This is a genomic window from Pseudomonas sp. HLG18, assembly GCF_051903985.1.
Classification (GTDB): Bacteria; Pseudomonadota; Gammaproteobacteria; order Pseudomonadales; family Pseudomonadaceae; genus Aquipseudomonas; species Aquipseudomonas fluorescens_BT.
The window spans coordinates 3276515-3298026 of record NZ_CP195831.1 but is presented as its reverse complement, the minus strand read 5'-3'; the positions used below and the strand labels follow the sequence as shown (position 1 = coordinate 3298026).

Here is a 21512-nt window from a genome sequence, read left to right as displayed (position 1 = left end):
CGGATCTTGATGTGCATCAACAAGTAATGAGTTCCCGGCTCAGGGCAGGGCAGGCAAACCGTAGAACGCCCGGGCGCAAGCGGTGGTGTGGCTCGCCAGATCTTCCTCGGTCTCACCTCGATGCAGCGCCACTTCACGCAACACTTCGGTTAAATAGGCCGGCTCGTTTCGTCCGTTCTTCGGCTTCGGTCGTAGTGTGCGCGGCAGCAGATACGGTGCATCGCTTTCCAGCATCAGACGCCCGCGTTTGATCTCCTTCACCAACGGATGCAAATGGGTGCCGCGACGCTCGTCGCAGATCCAGCCGGTGATGCCGATGTGCAGATCCAGGTCGAGGTAACTGAACAACGCTTTCTGCTCGCCGGTGAAACAATGCACTACGGCGGCCGGCAACTGGTCGCGAAAGTCACGGAGAATCTCCAGCAGACGCGGGCTCGCGTCGCGCTCATGGAGGAACACCGGCAGTTGCAGCTCCACGGCCAGGGCCAGATGTTCTTCGAGGACTTTTTCCTGTTGCGGTCGTGGCGAGAAATCACGGTTGAAATCCAGCCCGCATTCGCCCACTGCCACCACGTTCGATTCCTTCAGCAGACTGCGCAGACGCCGTGCGCTGTCGGCGTTCCAGTCACTGGCCGAATGCGGGTGAATGCCGGCGGTGGCGAACAGTCGCTGGCCGTCCGCATCCAGTTGCTGGCACAACTCCAGCGCCTGTTCGCTTCCCTCGATGCTGGTGCCGGTCAGCACCAGTTGGCAGACCCCGGCAGCGTAGGCGCGATCGAGCACGACCTGATGTTTGTCGGCGAAACTGGGGTTGGTCAGGTTGACGCCGATATCGATGAGTTGCATGGTGCTACCTCGGGCCGAAGGCCGGAAAGCATATCAGAGCTGTAGATTTATCAGAAAAGCCAAGAACTACAACGGCTTATGACTGTCTGTTGAGGCCGCGAGGCAACACGGGTTGGCAGAATTGCCATCACTGTGCCAGTCTCTCGCACTTTATCAGCGCTCCTGGCGCTCTGTTTTCGTCGGTGTTTTGCGACCGTTCAGCGGTGAAAACGCCCCGTATTCTTTCCGGAGAGTGGATGGTTCGTCCCTCGGTTTTGCTCCTGCTGTGTGGTTCGCTGCTGCTGCCGATGACGGCGGTTGCGCGCTTGCCCGGGCCGCTGCAAGCCGTGCCGGCTGCCAAGGTTCGCGACCTGACCGAGATCCGCAGCAGCCGTGTGTTGCGGGTGCTCGTCAATCAAAGCCGCAACAGCTCCGGCGAAGTCCAGGGCCAGACCATTGGCGTCGAATATCACCGTTTGCGCGCCTTCGAGCAGTACCTCAATGGCCATGCCCGCGACGGTCAGGAAATCACCCTCAAGATCATTCCCAAAGCCAAGGATCAATTGCTCGGCGCGCTACAGCGTGGCGAGGGCGATCTGGTGGCGCCGGGCGAATTGCTCGATCTGCAACCGGGCCATGCGGTCGCCAGCAGCGAACCGATCGCCAGTAATGTGCCGCTGGTGCTGGTCGGCATCAAGGGCGAGAAACGCTACACCAAAGTCGAGCAGCTGGCCGGCAAAACCCTGGCACTGCCCACCGGCAGTGCGGCGGGGGAGGCGGTCAGTCAACTCAACCAGAAACTGGCGCTGCACAAACTGGCGCCGATCAAGATCGAATGGGTCGATCCTACGTTGGCCGTCGAGGACGTGCTGGAGATGGTCCAGGGCGGCATCTTCCACCTGACCATCGTCGAGCAACCGATTGCCGAGCGCTGGGGCAAGATCCTGCCGAAGTTGCGTGTTGACCGGCAGTTGATGATCAGCGAGCCGGGCGAGGAGTACTGGTTCGTGCGGCGAGATGCTTCGATGCTGCGAGCGAGCATCGACCGTTTCCTGACCGGCTACAAGACGCCGTCGAACGAAGACGCAGCGTTTCTGCGGATCTACCGTCGCCTCTATCAAGTCCACTATCCATTGGCCAAGGCTGACCGCCAGCGTCTGGAAAAACTGCGTCCAACCCTGCAAAAGCATGCCGAAGCGCAGAACATGGACTGGCTCAATCTGGCCGCGCTGGCGTTCAAGGAATCGGCGCTGCAACCCGCTGCGCGCAGCGGTGGCGGGCCTACCGGGCTGATGCAGATCACGCCGTCCGCCGCGCAGCGGGTCGGCGTCAATAACATCCAGAATCTCGATGCGAATGTGCAGGCCGGGGCCAAGTATCTGGCGATGATCCGCCGCAAGTTCTTCAACAGTCCGAAGCTCAATGAGCGCGAGCGCATGGCGTTTACCCTGGCCGCCTACAACATCGGCCCGGAGCGCGTGCAGGGCATGCGCGCCGAGGCCCGGCGTCGTGGTCTGAACCCTAATCAGTGGTTCTTCCAGGTCGAGCGCATTGCCATGGAGCAGGTCGGGATGGGCGCCGTCAGCTATGTTAATAGTGTGAACAAGTATTACTTGGCGTTCGACCGGGAGCGGGAGTCGTTGGAGCCCGGGGGACAGAAAGTTGTCTCACGCAAATGATCTAATAAATTGATTGTTATGGCGGAATATTTGCGCTTTTAACATAAATTTAACTGATTAATATGGCGACCAACCAACAAGCCCTTCTGACAACAAGGAAACGCAACATGAGCTCTCTGATCAACAAAGTCCTGTTCACCCGCGCCGGCTACGGTCTGACCATTCTGCGCATTGCTGTCGGCGTGATCTTCGCCGCCCACGGCTCGCAGAAACTCTTCGGTCTGTTCGGTGGCTACGGCCTGGCCGGCACCGCGCAATACATGGAAAGCATCGGTCTGACGCCTGGTTATCTGATGGCGACCCTGGCAGGCGGCACTGAGTTTTTCGCTGGTCTGGCGCTGATCATCGGTCTGCTGGTACGTCCGGCGGCACTGGGTCTGACCTTCCTGTCGCTGGTGGCCATCTTCACCGTGCACATCAGCAACGGTCTGTTCATGGCCAACAACGGTTACGAGTTCGCCCTGGCCCTGCTCGGTGGCAGCCTTGCGGTGCTGATCGAAGGTGCCGGCAAGCTTTCGGTGGATCGCGCCATCGCCGGTTGACCGCTCTGGCTCAAGCAAAAGGCCCGCATTGTGCGGGCCTTTTTTGTTGCGGCTGATTCTTGACACTGGCCGGTCACGTTCTCTAGGATGCCGCTCATGCGCCGATTTAAACAGCTACTTGCGGGGCGCCAGGTGACTATTCTTCAGTTGCCGTCAGAAGCCGGAACAGGGCTTCGAAATACCGCTAAAGCGCTGGTTCGGTGTTGCCTCTCACCTGCCATGCAGACTTTTGAGGCAGAGACACGACACGATGAATGCACTTCGCCCTCCAGCACGCCCCGCGCCAATCACGGCACATGTCACTCAGCGCAACCCAAAAATCCTGCTTGGCGGTAAACATCAGCCGACGCTGTTGCGTTATCTCGATGGCTGGCCACGTCGCAGCGGCGGTCCTGCCGCATTCCTGATCCAGTTTGTCGAAGACGGCGAGTCGCTGGCGCGTTTTGCCAATGACAGTTTCGACCTCGCAGTGATCCAGTCGCCCAGCGCTGAAGACGCTCCGGAAATGATCCGTCAACTGACCCGCGTTGCCCGTCAGGGACTGATTGCACGGCGTTGAGCGTCAGGGATAGTCGATTGCCACGATGTAAACGAATTGCTCGCCGGTTGGCGTCTGGACCCGTACTTCGGCGTCCAGCGCCTTGCCGATCAGGGCGCGGGCCAGCGGTGAGTCGATGCTGATCAGGCCCAGTTTCAGGTCCAGTTCGTCCGGGCCGACGATGCGGTAGCGCGACTGTTTGCCGTCCTCATCCTCGATGGTCACCCAGGCGCCGAAGTAGACTTTGTTCGGATCGCTCGGTTTTTCGCTGACGACTTTCAACGCCTCCAGTCGCTTGGTGAGAAAACGCACGCGGCTGTCGATCTCGCGCAGCATCTTCTTGCCGTAGGTGTACTCGGCATTTTCCGACCGATCGCCCTGAGCCGCGGCTTCGCTGACCGATTGCGTCACCTGCGGACGGCGTACGTGCCACAACTCATGGAATTCGGCGCGCATCCGCGCTTCACCTTCGGGGGTGATCAGCGCGGTGCCGGCAGTGCGGGGAGGGCGATAACGGCTCATGGCTACTTCTTGTGGTATTGAGGGCTGGAGTCTATCAACCCTCGCGCAGCACTGTCAGCGGGCTCGCGTTCAGTGCCCGACGGGTGCCGAACACGCCGGCGCCACCGATCAGCGCCGCACCGATCAACGGCAACAACAGCAACCAAGGGTGCGGGTGCCAGGGCAGGTCGAACGCAAAGCGATACAACACCAGACTCACCACTTCCGAACCGAGGGCCGCCAGCAACCCGCTGACTGCGCCCAGCAGGCCGAACTCGATCCTCCGCGCCTTGACCAGCAACTGCCGTTCCGCCCCCAGCGCACGCAACAGCGCGCCCTGACGGATGCGTTCATCCAGCGTCGCCTGCAACCCGGAAAACAGCACCGCCATCCCGGCCGCCAACACAAACAACAATACGTACTCCACCGCCAGGGTGACCTGGGCGAGGATGCTGCGCAGCTGTTCGAGCAAGGCTTCGACCTGCAGGATGGTCACCGCCGGGAATGCTCGCGACAGCTCGACGATCTGCTGGTCGTGACCGGGCGCCAGATAGAAGCTGGTCAGGTAGGTCGCCGGCAGATCCTTCAGGGTGCCGGGCTGGAAGATCATGAAGAAGTTCGGCTGGAAGTTGTCCCAGTTGATCTCTCGCAGGCTGGTGACTTTCGCTTCGCGGTTCACTCCGCCAACGGTAAACACCAGGTGATCGCCAAGTTTGAGCTTGAGGCTTTCGGCGACCTTACCCTCCACCGACACACCCGGAACCTCGTCCGAGGGTTGCCCGCTCCACCACGAACCTGCGGTGATCTTGTTGCCCGCCGGCAAATCGGCAGCCCAGGTCAGGCTCAGGTCGCGCTGGATCGCCCGATCACCGGCCGAATCCTTGCTGACGATTTGCTGCACTGCTTCACCGTTGATGCTGATCAGCCGTCCCGGCACCACCGGATACAACGGCGCGGCCTGGGCCGAGACATTGATCAGGTGATCGGTGAAGGCCTGTTTGTCCGCCGGCAGGATGTTCAGGGCGAAATAGTTCGGAGCATTCTTCGGCAACTGGTTTTGCCAGGTGTCGAGCAGTTCGCCGCGCAGCAAAGCGATCAGTGCCATGGACAGCAGGATCAGACCGAATGCCAGGGACTGTCCTGCTGCTGCGAGCGGATGACGCAGCAACTGACCCAGGCCGAGGCGCCATGGCAGCGAGGCGCGAGCCAGCAGGCGACGCAGGCTGTTGAGCAGTAGCAACAGCAAACCACCGAGCACCAGGGCGGCGACCACACCACCGCCGAGCAAAGCAAAGGTCAGCAGCAGATCCAGGCTCAGGCGCCACATGATCAATCCGAGTGCACCGAGTGCAGCGCCGTAGACCATCCAGGTGCTCGACGGAATCGGCAGCATGTCCCGGCGCAAAACCCGTAGCGGCGGCACGCGGCCCAGCGCAGCGAGCGGTGGCAGGGCGAAACCGGCCAGTGCCACGAGTCCGGTGCCGATCCCCGCCAGCGCCGGCAGCAAGCCACCCGGCGGTACGTCGGTCGGTAACAGATCATGCAGCAGCGCGAACAAACCCAATTGAGCAAGCCAGCCAAGCAGGGCGCCGCCGAGGCTGGCGAGCAGACCCAGTACCGCCAGTTGCAGGCTGAACAGCACCATGGTTTCCCGGCGTGACAGTCCCAGGCAACGGAGCAGGGCGCTGGCATCGAAACGACGGCTGGCGAAGCGGTTTGCCGACAGCGCCACGGCCACACCGGCCAACAGCACGGCGACCAGACTGGCCATGTTCAGATAGCGCTCGGCCTTGCCCAAGGCGCCACCGATCTGCCGGTTGCCGTCCCGGGCATCCTGAATCCGCTGGTTGGCGGCAAGTCCCGGCTTGATCAGTTGGCGATAGGTTTCCAGCGCTTTGGGTTCGCCGCGCCACAGCTCGCGATAGCTCACCCGGCTGCCGGGCTGGACGACGCCGGTCGCGGCGAGGTCGTCGAGGTTGATCAGCACGCGTGGCGTCAGGCTGTAAAAGTTGCCGGCGCGATCCGGTTCGTAAGTCAGCACTCGCGTCAGTTTCAACGTTTTCATGCCGACGTCGATGCTGTCGCCGATCTTCAGGTCCAGTGCGGTGAGCAGGCGCGATTCGACCCAGGCTTCGCCCGGCTGCGGTTCGCCACCGGCTTCTTCGGCAGCGAAAGGGGAGGGGGCGCTTTTCAGCTCGCCGCGCAGCGGATAGGCACGGTCGACGGCCTTGATGCTCGATAACTGAATGCCGTTGTCGGTGGCGATGACGCTGGAGAATTCGACGATCTGCGCGTGGTCGAGGCGCAGATCGGTACCGCTCCTGATTTGTTCCGGTCGCGCCGGTGAGCTGCCTTCGAGTACCAGATCCGCGCCGAGAAACTCGGTGGCGCGCAACGTCATTGCGCCATTCAGGCGGGCGCCGAAGTAGCCGATGGCGGTACTTGCCGCCACGGCCACCAGCAAGGCGAAGAACAACACCCGCAACTCCCCGGCGCGGGCATCGCGCAGGAGCTGGCGCAGGGCAAGGCTGAACAGGCGCAACAGCGGCAGACGTGCCATCAAGGCTCCAGGGGGGCGACCAGCAGGCCGGCTTCAAGTCGGATCAGGCGCCGGCACCGATGGGCCAGGCGTTCGTCGTGGGTCACCAGCACCAGCGTGGTGCCGCGTTCCTTGTTCAGTTCGAACAGCAAGTCGCTGATGCGCTCGCCGGTATGGCTGTCAAGGTTGCCGGTGGGCTCGTCGGCGAACAGTACATCCGGCTCGGCGGCAAAAGCCCGGGCAATCGCCACCCGTTGTTGCTCGCCGCCGGACAGCTGGCGCGGCGAGTGGGTCAGGCGCTGGCCGAGGCCGACCCGTTGCAGCAATTCGGTGGCGCGACCGCGAGCGTCTTTACGGCCGTCGAGCTCCAGCGGCAGCATGACGTTTTCCAGGGCATTGAGGCTGTCGAGCAACTGGAAGGATTGAAAGACAAAACCCACGTGTTCGGCACGGATGCGCGCGCGCTGGTCTTCGTCGAGATTGCTCAGGGACTGGCCGGCGAGAACAACTTCGCCGCCGCTCGGCAGATCGAGGCCGGCAAGCAGGCCGAGCAGGGTGGATTTTCCGGAGCCGGACGCGCCGACGATGGCCAGGCTGTCGCCCTTGTTCAGTTCCAGGCTGAGTTCGTGCAGGATGGTCAGTTCACCTTCCGCGCTGGGAACCACTTTGCTAAGGTTCTTCGCGGTGAGAATGCTTGCGCCCATGGAGAATCCGATGCGTGTGTGGTTTTTGAGTGCTGGCCTGGCCTTGATGTGCATGGCCCAGAACGCAGCGGCGGGTACAGTCCTGATCGTTGGCGATAGTATCAGCGCCGGTTTCGGGCTGGATACCCGGTTGGGGTGGGTGTCGCTGCTCGAGCAGCGGCTCAAGGCCGAAGGTTTTGACGATAAAGTGGTCAACGCCTCCATCAGCGGCGACACCAGTGCCGGAGGCCAGGCGCGGCTGCCGGCGCTGCTTGCAGAGCACAAGCCGGAGCTCGTGATCCTCGAACTGGGCGGTAATGACGGCCTGCGCGGAATGCCTCCAACGCAATTGCAACAAAATCTTGCGTCGATGATCGACAGCTCCCGTGAACAGGGGGCCAAGGTGCTATTGCTCGGCATGCAGTTGCCACCCAACTACGGCAAGCGCTACACCGATGCCTTTGCCCGGGTTTACGGCAAGCTCGCCGAGGAGAAGAAAATCCCGCTGGTGCCGTTTTTCCTCGAAGGCGTGGGCGGGCATCCGGACTTGATGCAGGCCGACGGTCTGCACCCGGCAGCCGGGGCTCAGGGCAAGTTGCTGGAAAATGTCTGGCCGACGCTAAAACCGCTGCTATGAGGCTTTTCTAGCGGCAGGCTTTCGGCTAATGTGGCGCCCCCCTAAATGGAGCCCCCGATGTCGCGTTCTGCCTGGTCCCTGTTTGCCTACCAACTGATCGAGCCTGACGAACAGCTGGATCTGTTCGCCTGCCAGGAAGTGCGGGTGCATCTGGTGACCCGTCAACTGGAGCTCGGTGGCTCGGCGGACCGAACCCTGTGCGGCAGTCTGCTGCCGGCGCAACCGCGCTGGTCGAGTGTGGATCGCCGGGTGTTCCAGGATCAGCGCCTGTGCTCGCTGTGCCGGGCGATCCTCGAATCGCAGAAGCGTGGGACGTCGCCGATCTGGCCTGAGCTGCGTTTCGAACTGTAGGTTCACCCGTTTGCAGTCGGCGGCGGGTCGAACATGAAGAGTTCTGTCTGCCCATCGGCGGATCTCCCCGAATTCCCGAGGCGCGGTGTACAATCGCGCTCCTATACCCTTGTCGATCTGCGAAGGATTCTCCGGATGTTGCCGCGTTTTCCTGCCGTCACCCGCTGCCTGTCTCTTGCCGCCCTGTGTGTGGCCGGTCCCGTTGCCGCATTGGAGTTTCCCCTGCCACCGCCTGGCGAAGACATCATCGGCCAGGTGCAGGTGATCAAGGCCAAGTACGAAGATACCTTTGCCGATCTGGGCACCACCTACGATCTGGGCTATTCGGAGATGGTCGCGGCCAACCCGGGCGTCGATGCCTGGTTGCCGGGCGCCGGCACTGAAGTGGTCCTGCCGACCCGCTTCATCCTGCCGCCGGGCCCGCGCGAAGGCATTGTGATCAACCTGGCCGAGTATCGCCTCTACTACTTCCCGAAAGGCAAGAACGTGGTGTACACCTTCCCGCTGGGCATCGGTCGTGAAGGCTGGGGTTCACCGATCGCCCACACCACGATCACCGCCAAAACGCCGAATCCGACCTGGACGCCGCCAGCCTCGATCAAGGCCGAGCACGCCGCCGATGGCGATCCGTTGCCGAACGTGGTGCCGGCCGGTCCGGACAACCCGCTGGGGCCGTTCAAGTTCACCTTGGGCACACCGGGCTACCTGATTCACGGTTCGAACAAGAAATTCGGCATCGGCATGCGCACCAGTCACGGCTGCTTCCGCATGTTCAACAATAACGTGCTGGAAATGGCCGGCATGGTGCCGGTGGGGACTTCGGTACGGATCATCAACGATGCGTACAAGTTCGGTCGCAGCGGCGGCAAGGTCTACCTGGAGGCGCACACACCGATCGACGACAAAGGCAACCCGTCGGTGGTCGACAAGCACACTGCCGTGATCAACGCGATGCTCAAGCGCGAAGACATCACCAACAACCTGCGCATGAACTGGGACGTGGTGCGTGATGTAGTCGCAGCCGAGGATGGACTGCCAACCGAAATCGGCACGCCCAATACCTCGGCGCCGATCGTGTCGAGCGCACCGATCGACCTGCAGCAGTAAGCTGAAAGACAAAACCCGCCGACGCTTGCGTGTCGGCGGGTTTTTTATTGCATGAAGAAAATTTCAGGCAAAAAAAAGCCGACCCGAAAAACGGGTCGGCTTGATAACAATCCCGAAGGACTATTACTTGCGGCTAGCTTTGTCCAGCATGCGCAGAGCACGCTCGTTAGCTTCGTCAGCAGTCTGTTGTGCTTTTTGAGCAGCAGCCAGAGCTTCATCAGCTTTACGGTAAGCTTCGTCTGCACGAGCCTGGGAGCGAGCAGCTGCGTCTTCAGTAGCGGTCAGACGTGCTTCGGTTTCTTTCGATGCGCTGCTGCAACCGGTAGCCAGAACTGCGGCCAGAGCCAGAGCAGAGAATTTCAGAACGTTGTTCATCGTGTTCCCCTTCAAGGACTTTCAATTAAGTGGCTGTCTCCTCCGATTGAGGAAATAGCCGGCGTACATACTACCCATTACTTGTAGTAAGTAAACTGACGTAAGGCAAGAAGCAAAAAAAATTGTAGGCGTTGATTCTTTTTCGAGCAACTTTTAGCGGTGCTGTATAAAAAATACTCAGCTGTAAGGCCCACCGTGAGCGAGTTATTGAGAAAAAGTTCCCGTTGTCGGCTGCTGTTTTGCCGATCTTGGCTAAAGGACGTGTATATGGATTCGTCCACACTTTTGTTGCGATTTTGCGTGGCGGCTCGCATATCTTTGTCCATGTTCAGGTGACTTTAAAAAAGGCGGCACGTCTTAAGTCTCAACATCCGGCGATGTTCAGCCTCACGGTGCGGGAGAAGCTTCTTCCGAGCCGGCCCTGAGTCCACCGGAGCCGCCCCGCCAATCAGCCTGATGACGAGTGTGCCTTGAGCATTTTCGCCATTGGTGCCTACTATTTGATACGTGCTCGTGTTGCGCGAGATCGGTGCGGTTCTTCTCGGTGTCCATCAGGCACGGGGTGGCGTAGATGTTCCTTCGCCGGGAAAACATCGGTAAGGTAGGGGTCAGAATTCGAGACCCGCGAGGAGAAGTGATGAGCGAGGCGTTGTCCATCCACCATGACCAGGCTGGTCATCAGTTCGAGACCAATGTGGACGGTCATCGTGCCTACCTGACCTATATGGATCTGGGGAAACAGACCCTGGATATCTACCGCACCTTTGTGCCCAACGCACTGCGTGGCCGAGGCATCGCGGCAGCCCTGACCGAACGGGCGCTGCAGTACGCCGACGAGATGGGTTACACGGTCATTCCTTCGTGCTCCTACGTGGAGCGCTATATGGAGCGGCATCAGCGGCGCACCGCGAAGATCTGATTGGCCTCACATCACACACAAAAACGCCGGGCAATGCCCGGCGTTTTTTTATGCCTGCGAAAACGCGATCAGTTGCGCTGACGTTTCGGCAGAACATCCTTGAGCTTGGCGTGCATGCTGCGCAAGGTCTTCTCGGTGGCCGACCAGTCGATGCAGGCATCGGTGATCGACACGCCGTATTGCAGGTCGGCGAGGTCTTTCGGGATCGCCTGGCAGCCCCAGTTCAGGTGACTCTCGACCATCAGGCCGATGATCGACTGGTTGCCTTCGAGGATCTGGTTGGCGACGTTCTCCATCACCAGCGGTTGCAGGGCCGGATCCTTGTTGGAGTTGGCGTGGCTGCAGTCGACCATGATGTTCGGCTTGATCTTCGCCTTGTTCAGCGCCTGTTCGCACAGGGCGACGCTGACCGAGTCGTAGTTCGGCTTGCCATTACCGCCGCGCAGCACCACGTGACCGTAGGCGTTGCCTTTGGTGGTGACGATCGACACACCACCTTCCTGGTTGATCCCCAGGAAACGGTGCGGGCTGGAAACCGACTGCAAGGCGTTGATCGCCACGGTCAGGCCGCCGTCGGTGCCGTTCTTGAAGCCGACGGCCGAAGACAGGCCGGAAGCCATTTCGCGGTGGGTCTGGGATTCGGTGGTGCGGGCGCCGATGGCCGACCAACTGATCAGATCCTGAAGATACTGCGGGGAGATCGGATCGAGTGCTTCGGTCGCGGTCGGCAGGCCTTTCTCGGCCAGGTCCAGCAACAACTGGCGACCGATGTGCAGACCGTCCTGGATCTTGAACGAGTCGTCCAGATACGGGTCGTTGATCAGGCCCTTCCAGCCGACGGTGGTGCGCGGTTTTTCGAAATACACGCGCATGACCAGGTACAGGGTGTCCGAAACTTCCGCCGCCAGCACTTTCAGGCGATCGGCGTATTCGTGGGCAGCCTTGATGTCGTGAATCGAGCAGGGGCCGATCACCACGAACAGACGATGGTCGGTGCCATCGAGAATGTTGCGGATGACTTCGCGACCCTTGGTGACGGTGCGCAGGGCAGCGTCGCTCAGAGGGATATCACGCTTGAGCTGATCGGGAGTGATCAGGGTCTCGTTGGAGGCGACGTTTAGGTCGTTGATCGGTAAATCAGCCATCGTTTACTCGTCAGGTCACGGATGCCGGCCGCCAGCGATCCCCGCGCGGCGGAGCACAGCAGATTTAAGCGCGTCGGGGAGCCGAACCTTAGCGCGTCGGGCGCCTGTCGACAATGGGCATGTAACCGTTCAGTCCAGCACGGGTTGCGCAAATGCCTTGCGAACGGTGTCGTGGGAAAACTCTTCGGCGTGCTGTTCGACCCATTGCAGCGCTCGTGCCTGTATATCCTGCAGGTCATCGTGGGCATCGTTGATTCGGCAATAACGCTCGATCTGACACACCTGCTCACCCATTCTTGCGCTGAAAAGAGTTTGTTCATCGGTGAACGCAATGCCCACCAGATAACCCTTTTTACGGCGCAGGCACCAGGCTACATAGCCCGGGCAGGCGAAGTCGGCATTGAGTGTGGGCATGCGCACTTGCAGTGCGGTGCCATGACGCCCGGCACGGTGGTAATTGCAAGCGATGCCGCCGAGGCTGATAGTGTGCAGCTGTTGCCGCGAAATGCACTCAGGTTTGAGCAACGTCAGTTCGACGGGCACATCATCCGGATGAGGAATAAACCGTCCCATGAGCACAGACTCCCTGTGTCGGCCATTTGACATTGTTTCCCCCAGTATAGTGTTCGAATCGGAACTGACCGATTTCGACGCCGACCAACGGCTGCTGGCGATGAGTGGCGTTTCGCTGGTGATTTTCACCAGTGTCGGCTGCGCCAGTTGCAGGTATGCCCGCGAGGTATTGCCCGGGCTGGAACTGGCAGTCGATCGGGTGTGCTGGATCGACGCCGGCGACAACGGTGGTCTTGTCGAGCGTTATCAGGTCTTTCATTTGCCGGCGTTGTTTGTGGTGCGCGACGGCGAGTTCTTCGGGGCGGTACACACGCACCTGAATGCCACTGAGTTGAACGCAGCCGTGGCGCAGGCGCTGAGTCGAGTTGCAGAGGAGTTGCCGTGATGGGGGCAGTAGTCGATAAACCGGTGGTAGGGATTATCGGTACCGGTGCAATCGGAGGGTTTTACGGCTTGATGCTGGCGCGGGCCGGGTTCGATGTGCATTTTTTGCTGCGCAGCGAATTTACTGCGGTTGCCGAGCGTGGCTTGCAGGTGAACAGCGCGGTGCACGGCGCACTGACGCTGAACCCGGTGCAGGCCTATTCGTCGGCAGAAGACATGCCGCCCTGCGACTGGCTGCTGGTCGGCGCCAAGACCACCAGCAATGCGGGGCTTGCACCGTCGATCATTCAGGCGGCGAAACCCGACGCGAAAGTGCTGGTACTGCAAAACGGCCTCGATGTCGAAGACAGCTTGCGGGCGTTGCTGCCCGATTCCCTGCATTTGCTCGGCGGCTTGTGCCTGATCTGCGTCCACCGCGAAGGGCCGGGGCAGATCACCCATCAGGCGCTGGGGGCAGTGAACGTCGGCTATCACAGCGGCCCGGCATCGGATGATGAGGCGCGCATGGCAATCGTCGAGGCGGGCGCCGGCCTGTTCCGGGCCGCCGGTCTCGATTCCCAGGCGATGCCGAACCTGCATCAGGCGCGCTGGCAGAAACTGGTGTGGAACATTCCCTACAACGGGCTCTCGGTGTTGCTCGGTGCCAGCACCACGCCCTTGATGGCCGACACTGACAGCCGCGCGTTGATTCAGGCGCTGATGGCTGAAGTGGTGCTGGGCGCCAAGGCCTGCGGTCATGACATGCCACCGGGTTACGCCCAGTACCTGTTCATGATGACCGAGAAAATGCCCGACTATTGGCCGAGCATGTACCACGACTTTCTGCACAAGCGACCGCTGGAACTGGACGCCATCTACGCTCGACCCTTGGCGGCGGCAAAAGCGGCGGGCTGCGAGTTGCCGCGAATCGAATCGTTGTACCGCACATTGAGCTTTATCGACCGGCGCAACGTTTAAACCGGTCGCACTGGGGGGGAAGGCATGGCCAAGAACATCGATGACAAACTGGTGCTGGCGATTTCGTCCCGTGCCCTGTTCGACCTGAGCGAAAGCCACAAGGTCTACCTGTCGGGCGGCGTCGAAGCCTATCGGCAATATCAGATCGAGCATGAAGACGAAGTCCTGGCGCCGGGCGATGCCTTTGCGCTGGTGGAAAAACTGCTCAACCTCAACACTCGCCTCGGTCGCGCCCGGGTCGAGGTGATTCTGGTATCGCGCAACAGTGCCGACACGGGGCTGCGGGTGTTTCACTCGATCGATCACTACGGCCTGGCGATTTCCCGTGCGGCGTTTGTCGGCGGGCGCAGCCCTTATCCTTATCTCAAAGCCTTCGGTTGCGACCTGTTTCTTTCCACCCACGCCGAAGACGTGCGCTCGGCACTGGACAACGGCTTTGCGGCGGCCACCATTCTTTCCGGTGGCGCCAGCCGTGCAGCCAGCGATGAATTGCGCATTGCCTTCGACGGTGACGCGGTGCTGTTTTCCGACGAATCGGAGCGGATCTATCAGTCCGGCGGCCTCGAAGCCTTCCAGGCCAAGGAGCGTGAATCCGCGCGCGAGCCATTGCGCGGCGGGCCGTTCAAAGGCTTTCTGGCGGCGCTCAATCTGTTGCAGCGCGAGTTCCCTGACGATGCCTGCCCGATCCGTACTGCCCTGGTCACGGCACGTTCGGCCCCGGCCCACGAGCGGGTGATCCGCACCTTGCGCGAATGGGACATCCGCCTGGACGAGTCGCTGTTTCTGGGTGGACTGACCAAGTCGGCGTTTCTCGAAGCGTTCGCCGCCGACGTGTTCTTCGATGATCAGGCCGGTCACTGCGAGCTGGCCCGCGAGGTGGTCGCCACCGGCCATGTCCCCCATGGCATCAGCAACGAACCGGCGGTCTAAAGCCCACGTGGTTCAAGACGTTGCGTCGCACGTCGTACTCGCCAAGGCACTGCTAAGCTGAATCAAATCTCCGCCATGTTGGCTTGCGAGGAGGTCATATGATTCGTTCGATGCTGTATGCCACTGACCTCGGTCTGTACGCACCGTTAGTGATGCAGCATGCCCTGACGATGGCTCGAACGTTCAATGCCGACTTGTATGTGGTGCATGCGGTAGAGCCCATGGGGCTGTTTGCCGAATCGGTGTTGCAGAGCTATCTCGACGAACAGGCATTGAACGAGTTCCATAGCCAGGGTCTGAAAACCGTGATTGCCAATATCGAGCAACGGGTGCTCGACAGCTTTCGCGAAGAGCTGGGGGACGAGGGTGAGCAGGACCTGCTGCGGATTCGTGCGGTACGGGTGCTGCAGGGCGATCCGTCACAGGTGATTCTCGATCAGGTGCAGAAACTCTCTGTCGATTTGCTGATCGTAGGAAGTCACAGCCACGGGGTCGGGGCGGAAACACCGTTGGGACGCACGGCGACCCGCGTGCTGCAGTTGTCCAAGGTGCCGGTTTACATGGTGCCGCTGGTTGAGCGTCGGCGTCGGGGGGATCGCTGAAGCAGGAATAATGGCCTTTTGATGAAAAAGTTCTAGATTTATTCTCCAAACCATTAATATAGTTATATACCGTCGCTGATGCCCGTGGCGTCTACCTGCTTTGAGGGATTCATATGAAGCTTCAACAATTGCGCTACATCTGGGAAGTGGCGCACCACGACCTCAACGTTTCCGCTACCGCCCAAAGCCTTTACACCTCGCAACCGGGCATCAGTAAACAGATCCGCCTGCTGGAAGACGAACTGGGTGTCGAAGTGTTCGCCCGCAGCGGCAAACACCTGACCCGCGTCACCCCGGCCGGCGAGCGCATCATCACCACCGCTGGCGAGATTCTGCGCAAGGTCGAAAGCATCAAGCAGATCGCTCAAGAGTTCTCCAACGAGAAGAAAGGCACCCTGTCGATCGCCACCACTCACACCCAGGCACGTTACGCACTGCCGCCGGTGATCAGCAATTTCATCAAGCAATACCCGGACGTGGCGCTGCACATGCACCAGGGTTCGCCGATGCAGATCGCCGAAATGGCCGCTGACGGCACTGTGGATTTCGCCATCGCCACCGAAGCGCTGGAACTGTTCGGCGATCTGGTGATGATGCCGTGCTACCGCTGGAACCGCTGCGTGGTCGTGCCTCAGGGCCACCCGCTGACCAAGCTGCCGAAGCTGACGCTCGAAGCACTGGCCGAATACCCGATCGTGACTTACGTGTTCGGTTTCACCGGCCGTTCGAAACTCGACGAAGCCTTCAGCCATCGCGGCCTGACGCCGAAAGTGGTGTTCACCGCCGCCGACGCCGACGTCATCAAAACCTACGTACGTCTGGGGCTGGGTGTCGGCATCGTGGCCAAAATGGCCGTCGATACCAAGCTCGATAATGACCTGGTTGTGCTCGATGCCAGCGAGCTGTTCGAGTCCAGCGTGACCAAGATCGGTTTCCGTCGTGGCACCTTCCTGCGTGGCTTCATGTGCGACTTCATCGAGAAATTCGCACCGCACCTGACTCGCGAAGTCATGGCCAAGGCCATCCAGTGCCACAACAAGCAGGAACTGGAAGAGCTGTTCGAAGGCGTCGAACTGCCCGTCCACTGAGTCCCTCTCTATAGCACCTCGGTGACAGCGAACTGTTGCCGGGTGCCTGCCACCAGAATCTCCACTTCATCGCCCTCGCACTTTCCCAGCAGGCTTTTGCCCAGCGGCGAGCGTGGGGTGATGACGGTGATCGGCTGACCCACCACGTCGACCTTCAGGCCCGCCGCATCGGGCGCCAGAAACAGCCATTGCTCGCGACCCTTTTCGTCTTCCAGACCGAGCAGGGCGCTGATTTCGATTCCGCGCTGATCGTCGTAGGCCCGAAGCGTCAGGTTCTGGCAAACCGCCAGTGACTGGCGGATTTCCTCGACCCGTTTCGCTTGCCCGGCCGCCAGGTACGACGCCTCGAGCCCCAGAGTGTCGTACTTGTTTTCAGCGATGTTCTCTTCGTGAGTCGCGGTTTCGTATGCGGTTTGCGCGGCACGTTCAGCGATGTCGAGGTCGACGCGCAGTTTGTCGAGAATCAGTTGGTGGACAGTGTGTTTGTTCATGATCAATCGCAGAATTGCAGGACATTGGCGCGGCTCTTTTCGCTGGGAGCGGTCTGATCCTGCTGGAGCCAGAACTGGCATTTAGGGTTCGACTGGTTGCGCGTGCTGCTGCGGGCCTGATCCAGGCGATTGTGCTGCTCGTTCTTGCGCAGGTTTTCTTCGTATTGTTCGAACAGGCGGTTCTGCGGCTGCGGATCTTCCTGAGGCTGCGTGACTACCGCCGGTTTGCTCAGTTGCTGAACGGCCTCCGTCACTGGTTGCAATTGACGGCTGAAGAGCAGCGAGGCGAGCCAGCAAGTCAGCGCAATGGCCAGGAAACCCAGCCACAATCCCAGGGCAATGCTGCCGGTCAATTGCAGCGCGCTAAGCTGAACAGGCAAGGGGCGACGCGGGGTTGGGCGGTAGGGCATGGCTGCCTCCTGGCGGATGATTGCGGGCAAGTGGCGATTGTCGCACGAAGATTAATCGTCGTCGGCTCTTCTGCACGCGGACATTTATGCGGACAATCGCCGCTTTTGCCAACGGGAGTCTTGAATGCCGCAACCGAAAACCCGCTGGGACATCTTTTGCACCGTGGTCGACAACTACGGCGATATCGGGGTGACCTGGCGTCTGGCCAGGCAACTGGTGGCCGAGCATGCGCTGGCGGTGCGACTGTGGGTCGATGACCTGCGTGCGTTCGAGCGGATTTGCCCGGCGCTCGACATCCGCCTCGAAGCTCAGTGGCAAGAGGGCGTCGAGGTCCGGCACTGGTCGGGCGAGTGGCTGGAAACGGACGCCGCCGACGTGGTGATCGCTGCATTCGCCTGTCAGTTGCCGAGTGCCTGCATGGATGTCATGGCGGCACGGGAAACGCCACCGTTGTGGATGAACCTCGACTATCTCAGCGCCGAAGACTGGGTGGTTGGCTGCCACGGCCTGCCTTCGGTGAAATACAAAACGGTGCAGAAGTACTTTTTCTTTCCGGGATTTCAGCCCGGCACTGGCGGCTTGTTGCGTGAAAGCGGTTTGCTGGAGCGTCGTCGTCTGTTTCAGCAGAATCGCGAAGCGCAGCGACAATTCCTGCAGGGGCTGGGTGTGGAGCCTGCGGGCGATGCCCGGTTGATCTCACTGTTCGCCTACGAAAATGCCGGCCTTGCCAGTTGGCTGGATGTACTGGCCGCGGACTCGACGCCCACTCATCTGCTGGTACCGGAAGGGCGGATCCTTGGCGATGTCGCCCGCTGGCTCGGGGTCGAGTCGCTGGCGATCGGCGAGGTGAATGTGCGCCAGGCGCTGACCGTGCAGGTGTTGCCGTTCGTCCGGCAGGATCAATACGATCAATTGCTCTGGTGCTGCGATTTCAACGCGGTGCGCGGCGAGGATTCGTTTGTCCGCGCGCAGTGGGCCGGTCGTCCGATGCTGTGGCACATCTATCAGCAGGACGAAGATATCCATCTGGACAAGCTGGATGCCTTCCTTGCGCTCTATACGAAAGGCCTTTCGCCGGATGCTGCCGAGGCGATGAACGGTCTCTGGCACGCCTGGAGTTCCGGGCAGCCGATCGGCGATCACTGGCTGGCGGCCCGTAAACACTGGCCAGAACTGCAGGAACATGCCGAAGCATGGTGTCTGGAACAGGCCTTGCAGGCCGATCTTGCGACGGCGCTGGTACAGTTTTACCGAAATTGGATATGATACGCGGCCTAGATTTTTGTAAATCCCATCCAAATTCGGATATTCGCAATGAAAACTGGTAAAGAACTCAAACCCGGTACCGTGATTCGTATCGACAACGATCCTTGGCTGGTTCAGAAAGCTGAATTCACCAAATCGGGTCGTAACAGCGCGATCATGAAGACCAAGCTGAAGAACCTGCTGACCGGTTACAAGACCGAAACCGTTTACGGTGCGGACGACAAGCTGGACGACGTGATCCTCGACCGCAAAGAAGCGACCCTGTCCTTCATCAGCGGCGACACCTACACGTTCATGGACACCACCGACTACACCATGTACGAGCTGAACGCCGAAGACATCGAAAGCGTTCTGCCTTTCGTTGAAGAAGGCATGACCGACGTTTGCGAAGCCGTGTTCTTCGAAGAGCGTCTGGTATCCGTAGAGCTGCCGACCACCATCGTGCGTCAGGTTGACTACACCGAAGGTTCCGCTCGCGGCGACACTTCCGGCAAGGTGATGAAGCCTGCCAAACTGAAGAACGGTACCGAGCTGTCGGTTGCTGACTTCATCGAAATCGGCGACATGATCGAGATCGATACCCGCGAAGGCGGTTCCTACAAAGGCCGTGCCAAATAAGCACTGGTTTTTGCGCAAAGAAAAAGCCCGACCATTGAGTCGGGCTTTTTTGTGCCTGATGAAAATTACTGCTTCAGGTGCTGCTTCAGTTCTTCCGAGGCCTGCAGCATCGCCGAACGCACTGCCGGTACCTGGCTGACTACGTTGAGCAAACCGTAGTCGTGGATCATGCCGTTGTAGCGAACCGAGGTCACCGGCACGCCGGCTTCGTCGAGTTTGCGGGCATAGGCTTCACCTTCGTCACGCAGCACATCGGCGCCGGCAGTCTGCACCAGTGCGGGCGGCAGACCCTTCAATTGCGCAGTGGTTGCCCGCAGCGGCGAGGCGTAGATCTCGTTCCGCTGGTTGGCGTCGGTGGTGTAGTTGTCCCAGAACCACTTCATCATGTTGCGGGTGAGGAAGTGCCCCTCGGCGTACTGGTTATACGAACCAGTGTCGAAATTGGCATCGGTCACCGGCCACAGCAGCAGCTGGAATTTGATCGCCGGGGTGCCTTTGTCTTTGGCCATCAGGGCGACAACTGCCGCCATGTTGCCGCCGACGCTGTTGCCCGCCACCGCCAGACGCTTGCCGTCGACGTTGATCTCTTTGCCGTGTTCGGCCACCCATTTGGTTGCCGCGTAAGCCTGGTTGATCGCCACCGGGTAATGCGCTTCCGGCGAAGGGGTGTAGTTCACGAACACCGCCGCCGCACCCGAGCCGACCACCAGATCCCGCACCAGACGTTCGTGGGTCGGGAAATCCCCCAGCACCCAGCCGCCGCCGTGGAAGAACATAAACACCGGCAGCTCGCCCTTGACCCCGGCCGGCCGGACGATGGTCAGGCTCAACGGTTGGCCATCGACCTGGATGGTCTTCTCGCTGACGTCCGCTTTGGGCAGCGCCAGTTTGACCCCGGACTGCGCGCCCGCCAGCACGGCGCGGGCATCCTTGGGTGTCAGCTGTTCCATCGGTTTGCCGGTGCTGGCGTTCAGCACATCGAGGAATGCCTGGGTGTTGTGTTCAACCTCCCCGGCGAATGCGCTGTGGATGGACAGGGCGAGAAGGGTACCGGTCAAGACTTTGCTGAAAGTGTTCATGTTCATTTCCTGTACGGGCCTGGTTGTCAGTGATTACACGGTGACGTGCAGACGCACATCGACGTTGCCGCGAGTGGCGTTGGAGTACGGGCAAACCTGGTGGGCTGCGTCGACCAGGCTTTGTGCATCAGCCTGTTCCAGGCCCGGCAGGCTGATATGCAGGTCGATGTCCAGACCGAAGCCGCCAGGAATCTGGCCGATGCCGACGTGAGCGGTGATCGACGCGTCGTCCGGGATTTTGCGTTTGGTCTGGCTGGCAACAAATTTCAGGGCGCCGATGAAGCAGGCCGAGTAACCGGCGGCGAACAGTTGCTCAGGGTTGGTGGCCGCGCCGCCAGCACCGCCGAGTTCTTTCGGAGTGGCCAGTTTGACGTCGAGAATGTTGTCGCTGGAGATCGCACGACCGTCACGGCCGCCAGTGGAGGTTGCGATTGCGGTGTAGAGAGTTTGCATGGTGTGAGCCTCATTCAGTGTGGTTTGTTGCGCTAATTGTTTGCGCGCTAACTAGGTGCGAAGTAAATGTACTTCGCTAATATTTAGTGCGCAAGATAAATTTTTGAAGAAAGCTCGAACCCGTACTGGGATCAGGGTGAGTCGTGATCTCAAGCTTTTGATATGGAAGGTTTTTTTGAATGTGAATCGAGAGGAAAATTTTTTCGGTGATAAGCCGGGAAGGGGGGACGCCTGCAGGCGCAAGGCTGCGCCCACAGGAAAGGGAGGCGTCTTAAGCGAGGCTGTCCTGCAAATGACCACGCAAGGCCTGCAACTCGGCTTGCAGGTTTTGCAGACGCTCCAGCGTGAAGCCACTGGCCCCCAGGATACATTGCGGCACGGTTCGGGCCTTGTCTTTCAAGGCGCGTCCCTGGGCAGTCAGTTCAACGATCACCACACGCTCATCTTCCCGGCTGCGGGTTCGGCTGAGCAAACCTTCACCTTCCAGCCGCTTGAGCAACGGAGTCAGCGAGCCCGGATCGGTCAGCAGGCGCGTGCTGATTTCCCCGACGGTCAGACCATCCTTCTCCCACAGCACCATCATCGCCAGGTACTGCGGATACGTCAGGCCAAGCGCTTGCAGGAGTGGCTTGTAGACCTTGGTCATCATCAGCGAGGTGGAATGCAGAGCGAAGCAGGCCTGATTGTCGAGCAGCAGGTCTTCGCAGTGGTCGGTGGCGTTGCGGTCGGTGGTCATGTCGGAGCCTTGAACGGTGATGCAGATGAATCTAGCGCTCGAATCTTTAATGCGCCAGACAATTGTGGTCGGTGGCGACTCGG

Annotated in this window: 26 protein-coding genes; 14 read left to right on the top strand and 12 right to left on the bottom strand. The window is 60.3% G+C overall.

The window, feature by feature from the left end; translation table 11 throughout:
• Positions 1–39: 39 nt before the first annotated feature.
• Complete coding sequence (locus ACSPX5_RS15120) at positions 40–846, bottom strand: TatD family hydrolase (RefSeq protein WP_207865488.1); 807 nt, start codon at positions 844–846, stop codon at positions 40–42.
• 236 nt (positions 847–1082) lie between these two features.
• Here ACSPX5_RS15120 and ACSPX5_RS15115 point away from each other — a divergent pair, with 236 nt between their 5' ends.
• The 3 genes from ACSPX5_RS15115 (at position 1083) to ACSPX5_RS15105 (ending at position 3605) form a co-directional block, all read left to right on the top strand.
• On the top strand, positions 1083–2504 hold the full coding sequence (locus ACSPX5_RS15115) for a transglycosylase SLT domain-containing protein (protein ID WP_169431337.1): 1422 nt from the start codon (positions 1083–1085) through the stop codon (positions 2502–2504).
• 107 nt (positions 2505–2611) lie between these two features.
• Positions 2612–3046 (top strand): DoxX family protein, encoded by a 435-nt coding sequence (locus ACSPX5_RS15110; RefSeq protein WP_007950955.1) that lies wholly within the window; start codon positions 2612–2614, stop codon positions 3044–3046.
• 250 nt (positions 3047–3296) lie between these two features.
• Positions 3297–3605: a class I SAM-dependent methyltransferase gene (locus tag ACSPX5_RS15105; protein ID WP_169431336.1), complete on the top strand. Its 309-nt coding sequence runs from the start codon at positions 3297–3299 to the stop codon at positions 3603–3605.
• 3 nt (positions 3606–3608) lie between these two features.
• On the opposite strand, the gene greB is transcribed toward ACSPX5_RS15105, so the two are convergent.
• The 3 genes from greB to ACSPX5_RS15090 are packed head-to-tail and all read right to left on the bottom strand — an operon-like array spanning position 3609 to position 7328.
• Positions 3609–4106, bottom strand: coding sequence for a transcription elongation factor GreB (gene greB, locus ACSPX5_RS15100; RefSeq protein ID WP_003226818.1), 498 nt, complete (start codon positions 4104–4106; stop codon positions 3609–3611).
• A 34-nt stretch (positions 4107–4140) separates the two neighbouring features.
• On the bottom strand, positions 4141–6645 hold the full coding sequence (locus ACSPX5_RS15095; protein ID WP_169431335.1) for an ABC transporter permease: 2505 nt from the start codon (positions 6643–6645) through the stop codon (positions 4141–4143).
• The gene (locus tag ACSPX5_RS15090) at positions 6645–7328 is read right to left on the bottom strand and encodes an ABC transporter ATP-binding protein (RefSeq protein ID WP_169431334.1); all 684 of its coding nucleotides are present in this window, start codon (positions 7326–7328) and stop codon (positions 6645–6647) included. The genes ACSPX5_RS15095 and ACSPX5_RS15090 overlap by 1 nt, the downstream gene beginning before the upstream one ends.
• Before the next feature lie 10 nt (positions 7329–7338).
• Between ACSPX5_RS15090 and ACSPX5_RS15085 the strand changes: the two genes are divergently transcribed.
• The 3 genes from ACSPX5_RS15085 (at position 7339) to ACSPX5_RS15075 (ending at position 9402) form a co-directional block, all read left to right on the top strand.
• Positions 7339–7944, top strand: coding sequence for an arylesterase (locus ACSPX5_RS15085; protein ID WP_169431333.1), 606 nt, complete (start codon positions 7339–7341; stop codon positions 7942–7944).
• 57 nt (positions 7945–8001) lie between these two features.
• The gene (locus ACSPX5_RS15080; RefSeq protein ID WP_007908575.1) at positions 8002–8295 is read left to right on the top strand and encodes a hypothetical protein; all 294 of its coding nucleotides are present in this window, start codon (positions 8002–8004) and stop codon (positions 8293–8295) included.
• Positions 8296–8430: 135 nt separating this feature from the next.
• Complete coding sequence (locus ACSPX5_RS15075; RefSeq protein ID WP_169431332.1) at positions 8431–9402, top strand: L,D-transpeptidase family protein; 972 nt, start codon at positions 8431–8433, stop codon at positions 9400–9402.
• Positions 9403–9525: 123 nt separating this feature from the next.
• Here the strand turns inward: ACSPX5_RS15075 and oprI are convergent, their stop codons facing one another.
• Entirely contained in the window at positions 9526–9777 is a 252-nt protein-coding gene (oprI, locus tag ACSPX5_RS15070; protein ID WP_003199355.1) for an outer membrane lipoprotei OprI, read from the bottom strand.
• Positions 9778–10414: 637 nt separating this feature from the next.
• Here oprI and ACSPX5_RS15065 point away from each other — a divergent pair.
• Positions 10415–10696, top strand: a complete 282-nt coding sequence (locus tag ACSPX5_RS15065) for a GNAT family N-acetyltransferase (protein WP_007955658.1) — start codon at positions 10415–10417, stop codon at positions 10694–10696.
• A 68-nt stretch (positions 10697–10764) separates the two neighbouring features.
• Here ACSPX5_RS15065 and ACSPX5_RS15060 read toward each other — a convergent pair whose 3' ends face one another.
• Both ACSPX5_RS15060 and ACSPX5_RS15055 read right to left on the bottom strand, forming a co-directional pair.
• Positions 10765–11841, bottom strand: a complete 1077-nt coding sequence (locus tag ACSPX5_RS15060; protein ID WP_439819842.1) for a 3-deoxy-7-phosphoheptulonate synthase — start codon at positions 11839–11841, stop codon at positions 10765–10767.
• A gap of 129 nt (positions 11842–11970) precedes the next feature.
• The gene (locus ACSPX5_RS15055; protein ID WP_439819841.1) at positions 11971–12414 is read right to left on the bottom strand and encodes a PilZ domain-containing protein; all 444 of its coding nucleotides are present in this window, start codon (positions 12412–12414) and stop codon (positions 11971–11973) included.
• Here ACSPX5_RS15055 and ACSPX5_RS15050 point away from each other — a divergent pair.
• From ACSPX5_RS15050 to cysB, 5 genes are all read left to right on the top strand, one after another.
• A complete protein-coding gene (locus ACSPX5_RS15050) occupies positions 12413–12799 on the top strand; it encodes a thioredoxin family protein (RefSeq protein ID WP_439819840.1) in 387 nt (128 codons plus the stop codon). The two genes, ACSPX5_RS15055 and ACSPX5_RS15050, sit on opposite strands and share 2 nt — an antisense overlap.
• Positions 12799–13755, top strand: coding sequence for a putative 2-dehydropantoate 2-reductase (locus ACSPX5_RS15045; RefSeq protein ID WP_439819839.1), 957 nt, complete (start codon positions 12799–12801; stop codon positions 13753–13755). Before ACSPX5_RS15050 ends, ACSPX5_RS15045 begins: the two co-directional genes overlap by 1 nt.
• Positions 13756–13779: 24 nt before the next feature.
• Entirely contained in the window at positions 13780–14685 is a 906-nt protein-coding gene (locus tag ACSPX5_RS15040; RefSeq protein ID WP_323161277.1) for a 5'-nucleotidase, read from the top strand.
• Between the two features lie 98 nt (positions 14686–14783).
• Positions 14784–15287 carry a universal stress protein gene (locus ACSPX5_RS15035; RefSeq protein ID WP_169431327.1) on the top strand — a complete coding sequence of 168 codons (504 nt, stop codon included), beginning with the start codon at positions 14784–14786 and terminating at the stop codon, positions 15285–15287.
• 113 nt (positions 15288–15400) lie between these two features.
• The gene (gene cysB, locus ACSPX5_RS15030; protein ID WP_007955684.1) at positions 15401–16375 is read left to right on the top strand and encodes an HTH-type transcriptional regulator CysB; all 975 of its coding nucleotides are present in this window, start codon (positions 15401–15403) and stop codon (positions 16373–16375) included.
• An 8-nt stretch (positions 16376–16383) separates the two neighbouring features.
• On the opposite strand, the gene ACSPX5_RS15025 is transcribed toward cysB, so the two are convergent.
• Both ACSPX5_RS15025 and ACSPX5_RS15020 read right to left on the bottom strand, forming a co-directional pair.
• Positions 16384–16866, bottom strand: a complete 483-nt coding sequence (locus ACSPX5_RS15025) for a GreA/GreB family elongation factor (RefSeq protein ID WP_439819838.1) — start codon at positions 16864–16866, stop codon at positions 16384–16386.
• A 2-nt stretch (positions 16867–16868) separates the two neighbouring features.
• A complete protein-coding gene (locus ACSPX5_RS15020) occupies positions 16869–17276 on the bottom strand; it encodes a hypothetical protein (protein WP_169431325.1) in 408 nt (135 codons plus the stop codon).
• Between the two features lie 124 nt (positions 17277–17400).
• Between ACSPX5_RS15020 and earP the strand changes: the two genes are divergently transcribed.
• A complete protein-coding gene (gene earP, locus ACSPX5_RS15015; protein ID WP_439819837.1) occupies positions 17401–18543 on the top strand; it encodes an elongation factor P maturation arginine rhamnosyltransferase EarP in 1143 nt (380 codons plus the stop codon).
• Positions 18544–18591: 48 nt separating this feature from the next.
• Positions 18592–19161: an elongation factor P gene (locus ACSPX5_RS15010; RefSeq protein WP_003226785.1), complete on the top strand. Its 570-nt coding sequence runs from the start codon at positions 18592–18594 to the stop codon at positions 19159–19161.
• Between the two features lie 65 nt (positions 19162–19226).
• Here the strand turns inward: ACSPX5_RS15010 and ACSPX5_RS15005 are convergent, their stop codons facing one another.
• The 3 genes from ACSPX5_RS15005 to ACSPX5_RS14995 form a co-directional block, all read right to left on the bottom strand.
• Positions 19227–20240: an alpha/beta hydrolase gene (locus ACSPX5_RS15005; RefSeq protein WP_439819836.1), complete on the bottom strand. Its 1014-nt coding sequence runs from the start codon at positions 20238–20240 to the stop codon at positions 19227–19229.
• A gap of 33 nt (positions 20241–20273) precedes the next feature.
• Positions 20274–20693 carry an organic hydroperoxide resistance protein gene (locus ACSPX5_RS15000; RefSeq protein ID WP_034155242.1) on the bottom strand — a complete coding sequence of 140 codons (420 nt, stop codon included), beginning with the start codon at positions 20691–20693 and terminating at the stop codon, positions 20274–20276.
• A gap of 271 nt (positions 20694–20964) precedes the next feature.
• Positions 20965–21429 (bottom strand): MarR family winged helix-turn-helix transcriptional regulator, encoded by a 465-nt coding sequence (locus ACSPX5_RS14995; RefSeq protein WP_439819835.1) that lies wholly within the window; start codon positions 21427–21429, stop codon positions 20965–20967.
• Positions 21430–21512 lie beyond the last annotated feature (83 nt).

Bases quoted from the DNA above. Each gene is read 5' to 3' on its own strand.
- ACSPX5_RS15120 (WP_207865488.1), bottom strand. From the start codon at position 846: ATGCAACTCATCGATATCGGCGTCAACCTGACCAACCCCAGTTTCGCC.
- ACSPX5_RS15115 (WP_169431337.1), top strand. From the start codon at position 1,083: ATGGTTCGTCCCTCGGTTTTGCTCCTGCTGTGTGGTTCGCTGCTGCTG.
- ACSPX5_RS15110 (WP_007950955.1), top strand. From the start codon at position 2,612: ATGAGCTCTCTGATCAACAAAGTCCTGTTCACCCGCGCCGGCTACGGT.
- ACSPX5_RS15105 (WP_169431336.1), top strand. From the start codon at position 3,297: ATGAATGCACTTCGCCCTCCAGCACGCCCCGCGCCAATCACGGCACAT.
- greB (WP_003226818.1), bottom strand. From the start codon at position 4,106: ATGAGCCGTTATCGCCCTCCCCGCACTGCCGGCACCGCGCTGATCACC.
- ACSPX5_RS15095 (WP_169431335.1), bottom strand. From the start codon at position 6,645: ATGGCACGTCTGCCGCTGTTGCGCCTGTTCAGCCTTGCCCTGCGCCAG.
- ACSPX5_RS15090 (WP_169431334.1), bottom strand. From the start codon at position 7,328: ATGGGCGCAAGCATTCTCACCGCGAAGAACCTTAGCAAAGTGGTTCCC.
- ACSPX5_RS15085 (WP_169431333.1), top strand. From the start codon at position 7,339: ATGCGTGTGTGGTTTTTGAGTGCTGGCCTGGCCTTGATGTGCATGGCC.
- ACSPX5_RS15080 (WP_007908575.1), top strand. From the start codon at position 8,002: ATGTCGCGTTCTGCCTGGTCCCTGTTTGCCTACCAACTGATCGAGCCT.
- ACSPX5_RS15075 (WP_169431332.1), top strand. From the start codon at position 8,431: ATGTTGCCGCGTTTTCCTGCCGTCACCCGCTGCCTGTCTCTTGCCGCC.
- oprI (WP_003199355.1), bottom strand. From the start codon at position 9,777: ATGAACAACGTTCTGAAATTCTCTGCTCTGGCTCTGGCCGCAGTTCTG.
- ACSPX5_RS15065 (WP_007955658.1), top strand. From the start codon at position 10,415: ATGAGCGAGGCGTTGTCCATCCACCATGACCAGGCTGGTCATCAGTTC.
- ACSPX5_RS15060 (WP_439819842.1), bottom strand. From the start codon at position 11,841: ATGGCTGATTTACCGATCAACGACCTAAACGTCGCCTCCAACGAGACC.
- ACSPX5_RS15050 (WP_439819840.1), top strand. From the start codon at position 12,413: ATGAGCACAGACTCCCTGTGTCGGCCATTTGACATTGTTTCCCCCAGT.
- ACSPX5_RS15055 (WP_439819841.1), bottom strand. From the start codon at position 12,414: ATGGGACGGTTTATTCCTCATCCGGATGATGTGCCCGTCGAACTGACG.
- ACSPX5_RS15045 (WP_439819839.1), top strand. From the start codon at position 12,799: ATGGGGGCAGTAGTCGATAAACCGGTGGTAGGGATTATCGGTACCGGT.
- ACSPX5_RS15040 (WP_323161277.1), top strand. From the start codon at position 13,780: ATGGCCAAGAACATCGATGACAAACTGGTGCTGGCGATTTCGTCCCGT.
- ACSPX5_RS15035 (WP_169431327.1), top strand. From the start codon at position 14,784: ATGATTCGTTCGATGCTGTATGCCACTGACCTCGGTCTGTACGCACCG.
- cysB (WP_007955684.1), top strand. From the start codon at position 15,401: ATGAAGCTTCAACAATTGCGCTACATCTGGGAAGTGGCGCACCACGAC.
- ACSPX5_RS15025 (WP_439819838.1), bottom strand. From the start codon at position 16,866: ATGAACAAACACACTGTCCACCAACTGATTCTCGACAAACTGCGCGTC.
- ACSPX5_RS15020 (WP_169431325.1), bottom strand. From the start codon at position 17,276: ATGCCCTACCGCCCAACCCCGCGTCGCCCCTTGCCTGTTCAGCTTAGC.
- earP (WP_439819837.1), top strand. From the start codon at position 17,401: ATGCCGCAACCGAAAACCCGCTGGGACATCTTTTGCACCGTGGTCGAC.
- ACSPX5_RS15010 (WP_003226785.1), top strand. From the start codon at position 18,592: ATGAAAACTGGTAAAGAACTCAAACCCGGTACCGTGATTCGTATCGAC.
- ACSPX5_RS15005 (WP_439819836.1), bottom strand. From the start codon at position 20,240: ATGAACACTTTCAGCAAAGTCTTGACCGGTACCCTTCTCGCCCTGTCC.
- ACSPX5_RS15000 (WP_034155242.1), bottom strand. From the start codon at position 20,693: ATGCAAACTCTCTACACCGCAATCGCAACCTCCACTGGCGGCCGTGAC.
- ACSPX5_RS14995 (WP_439819835.1), bottom strand. From the start codon at position 21,429: ATGACCACCGACCGCAACGCCACCGACCACTGCGAAGACCTGCTGCTC.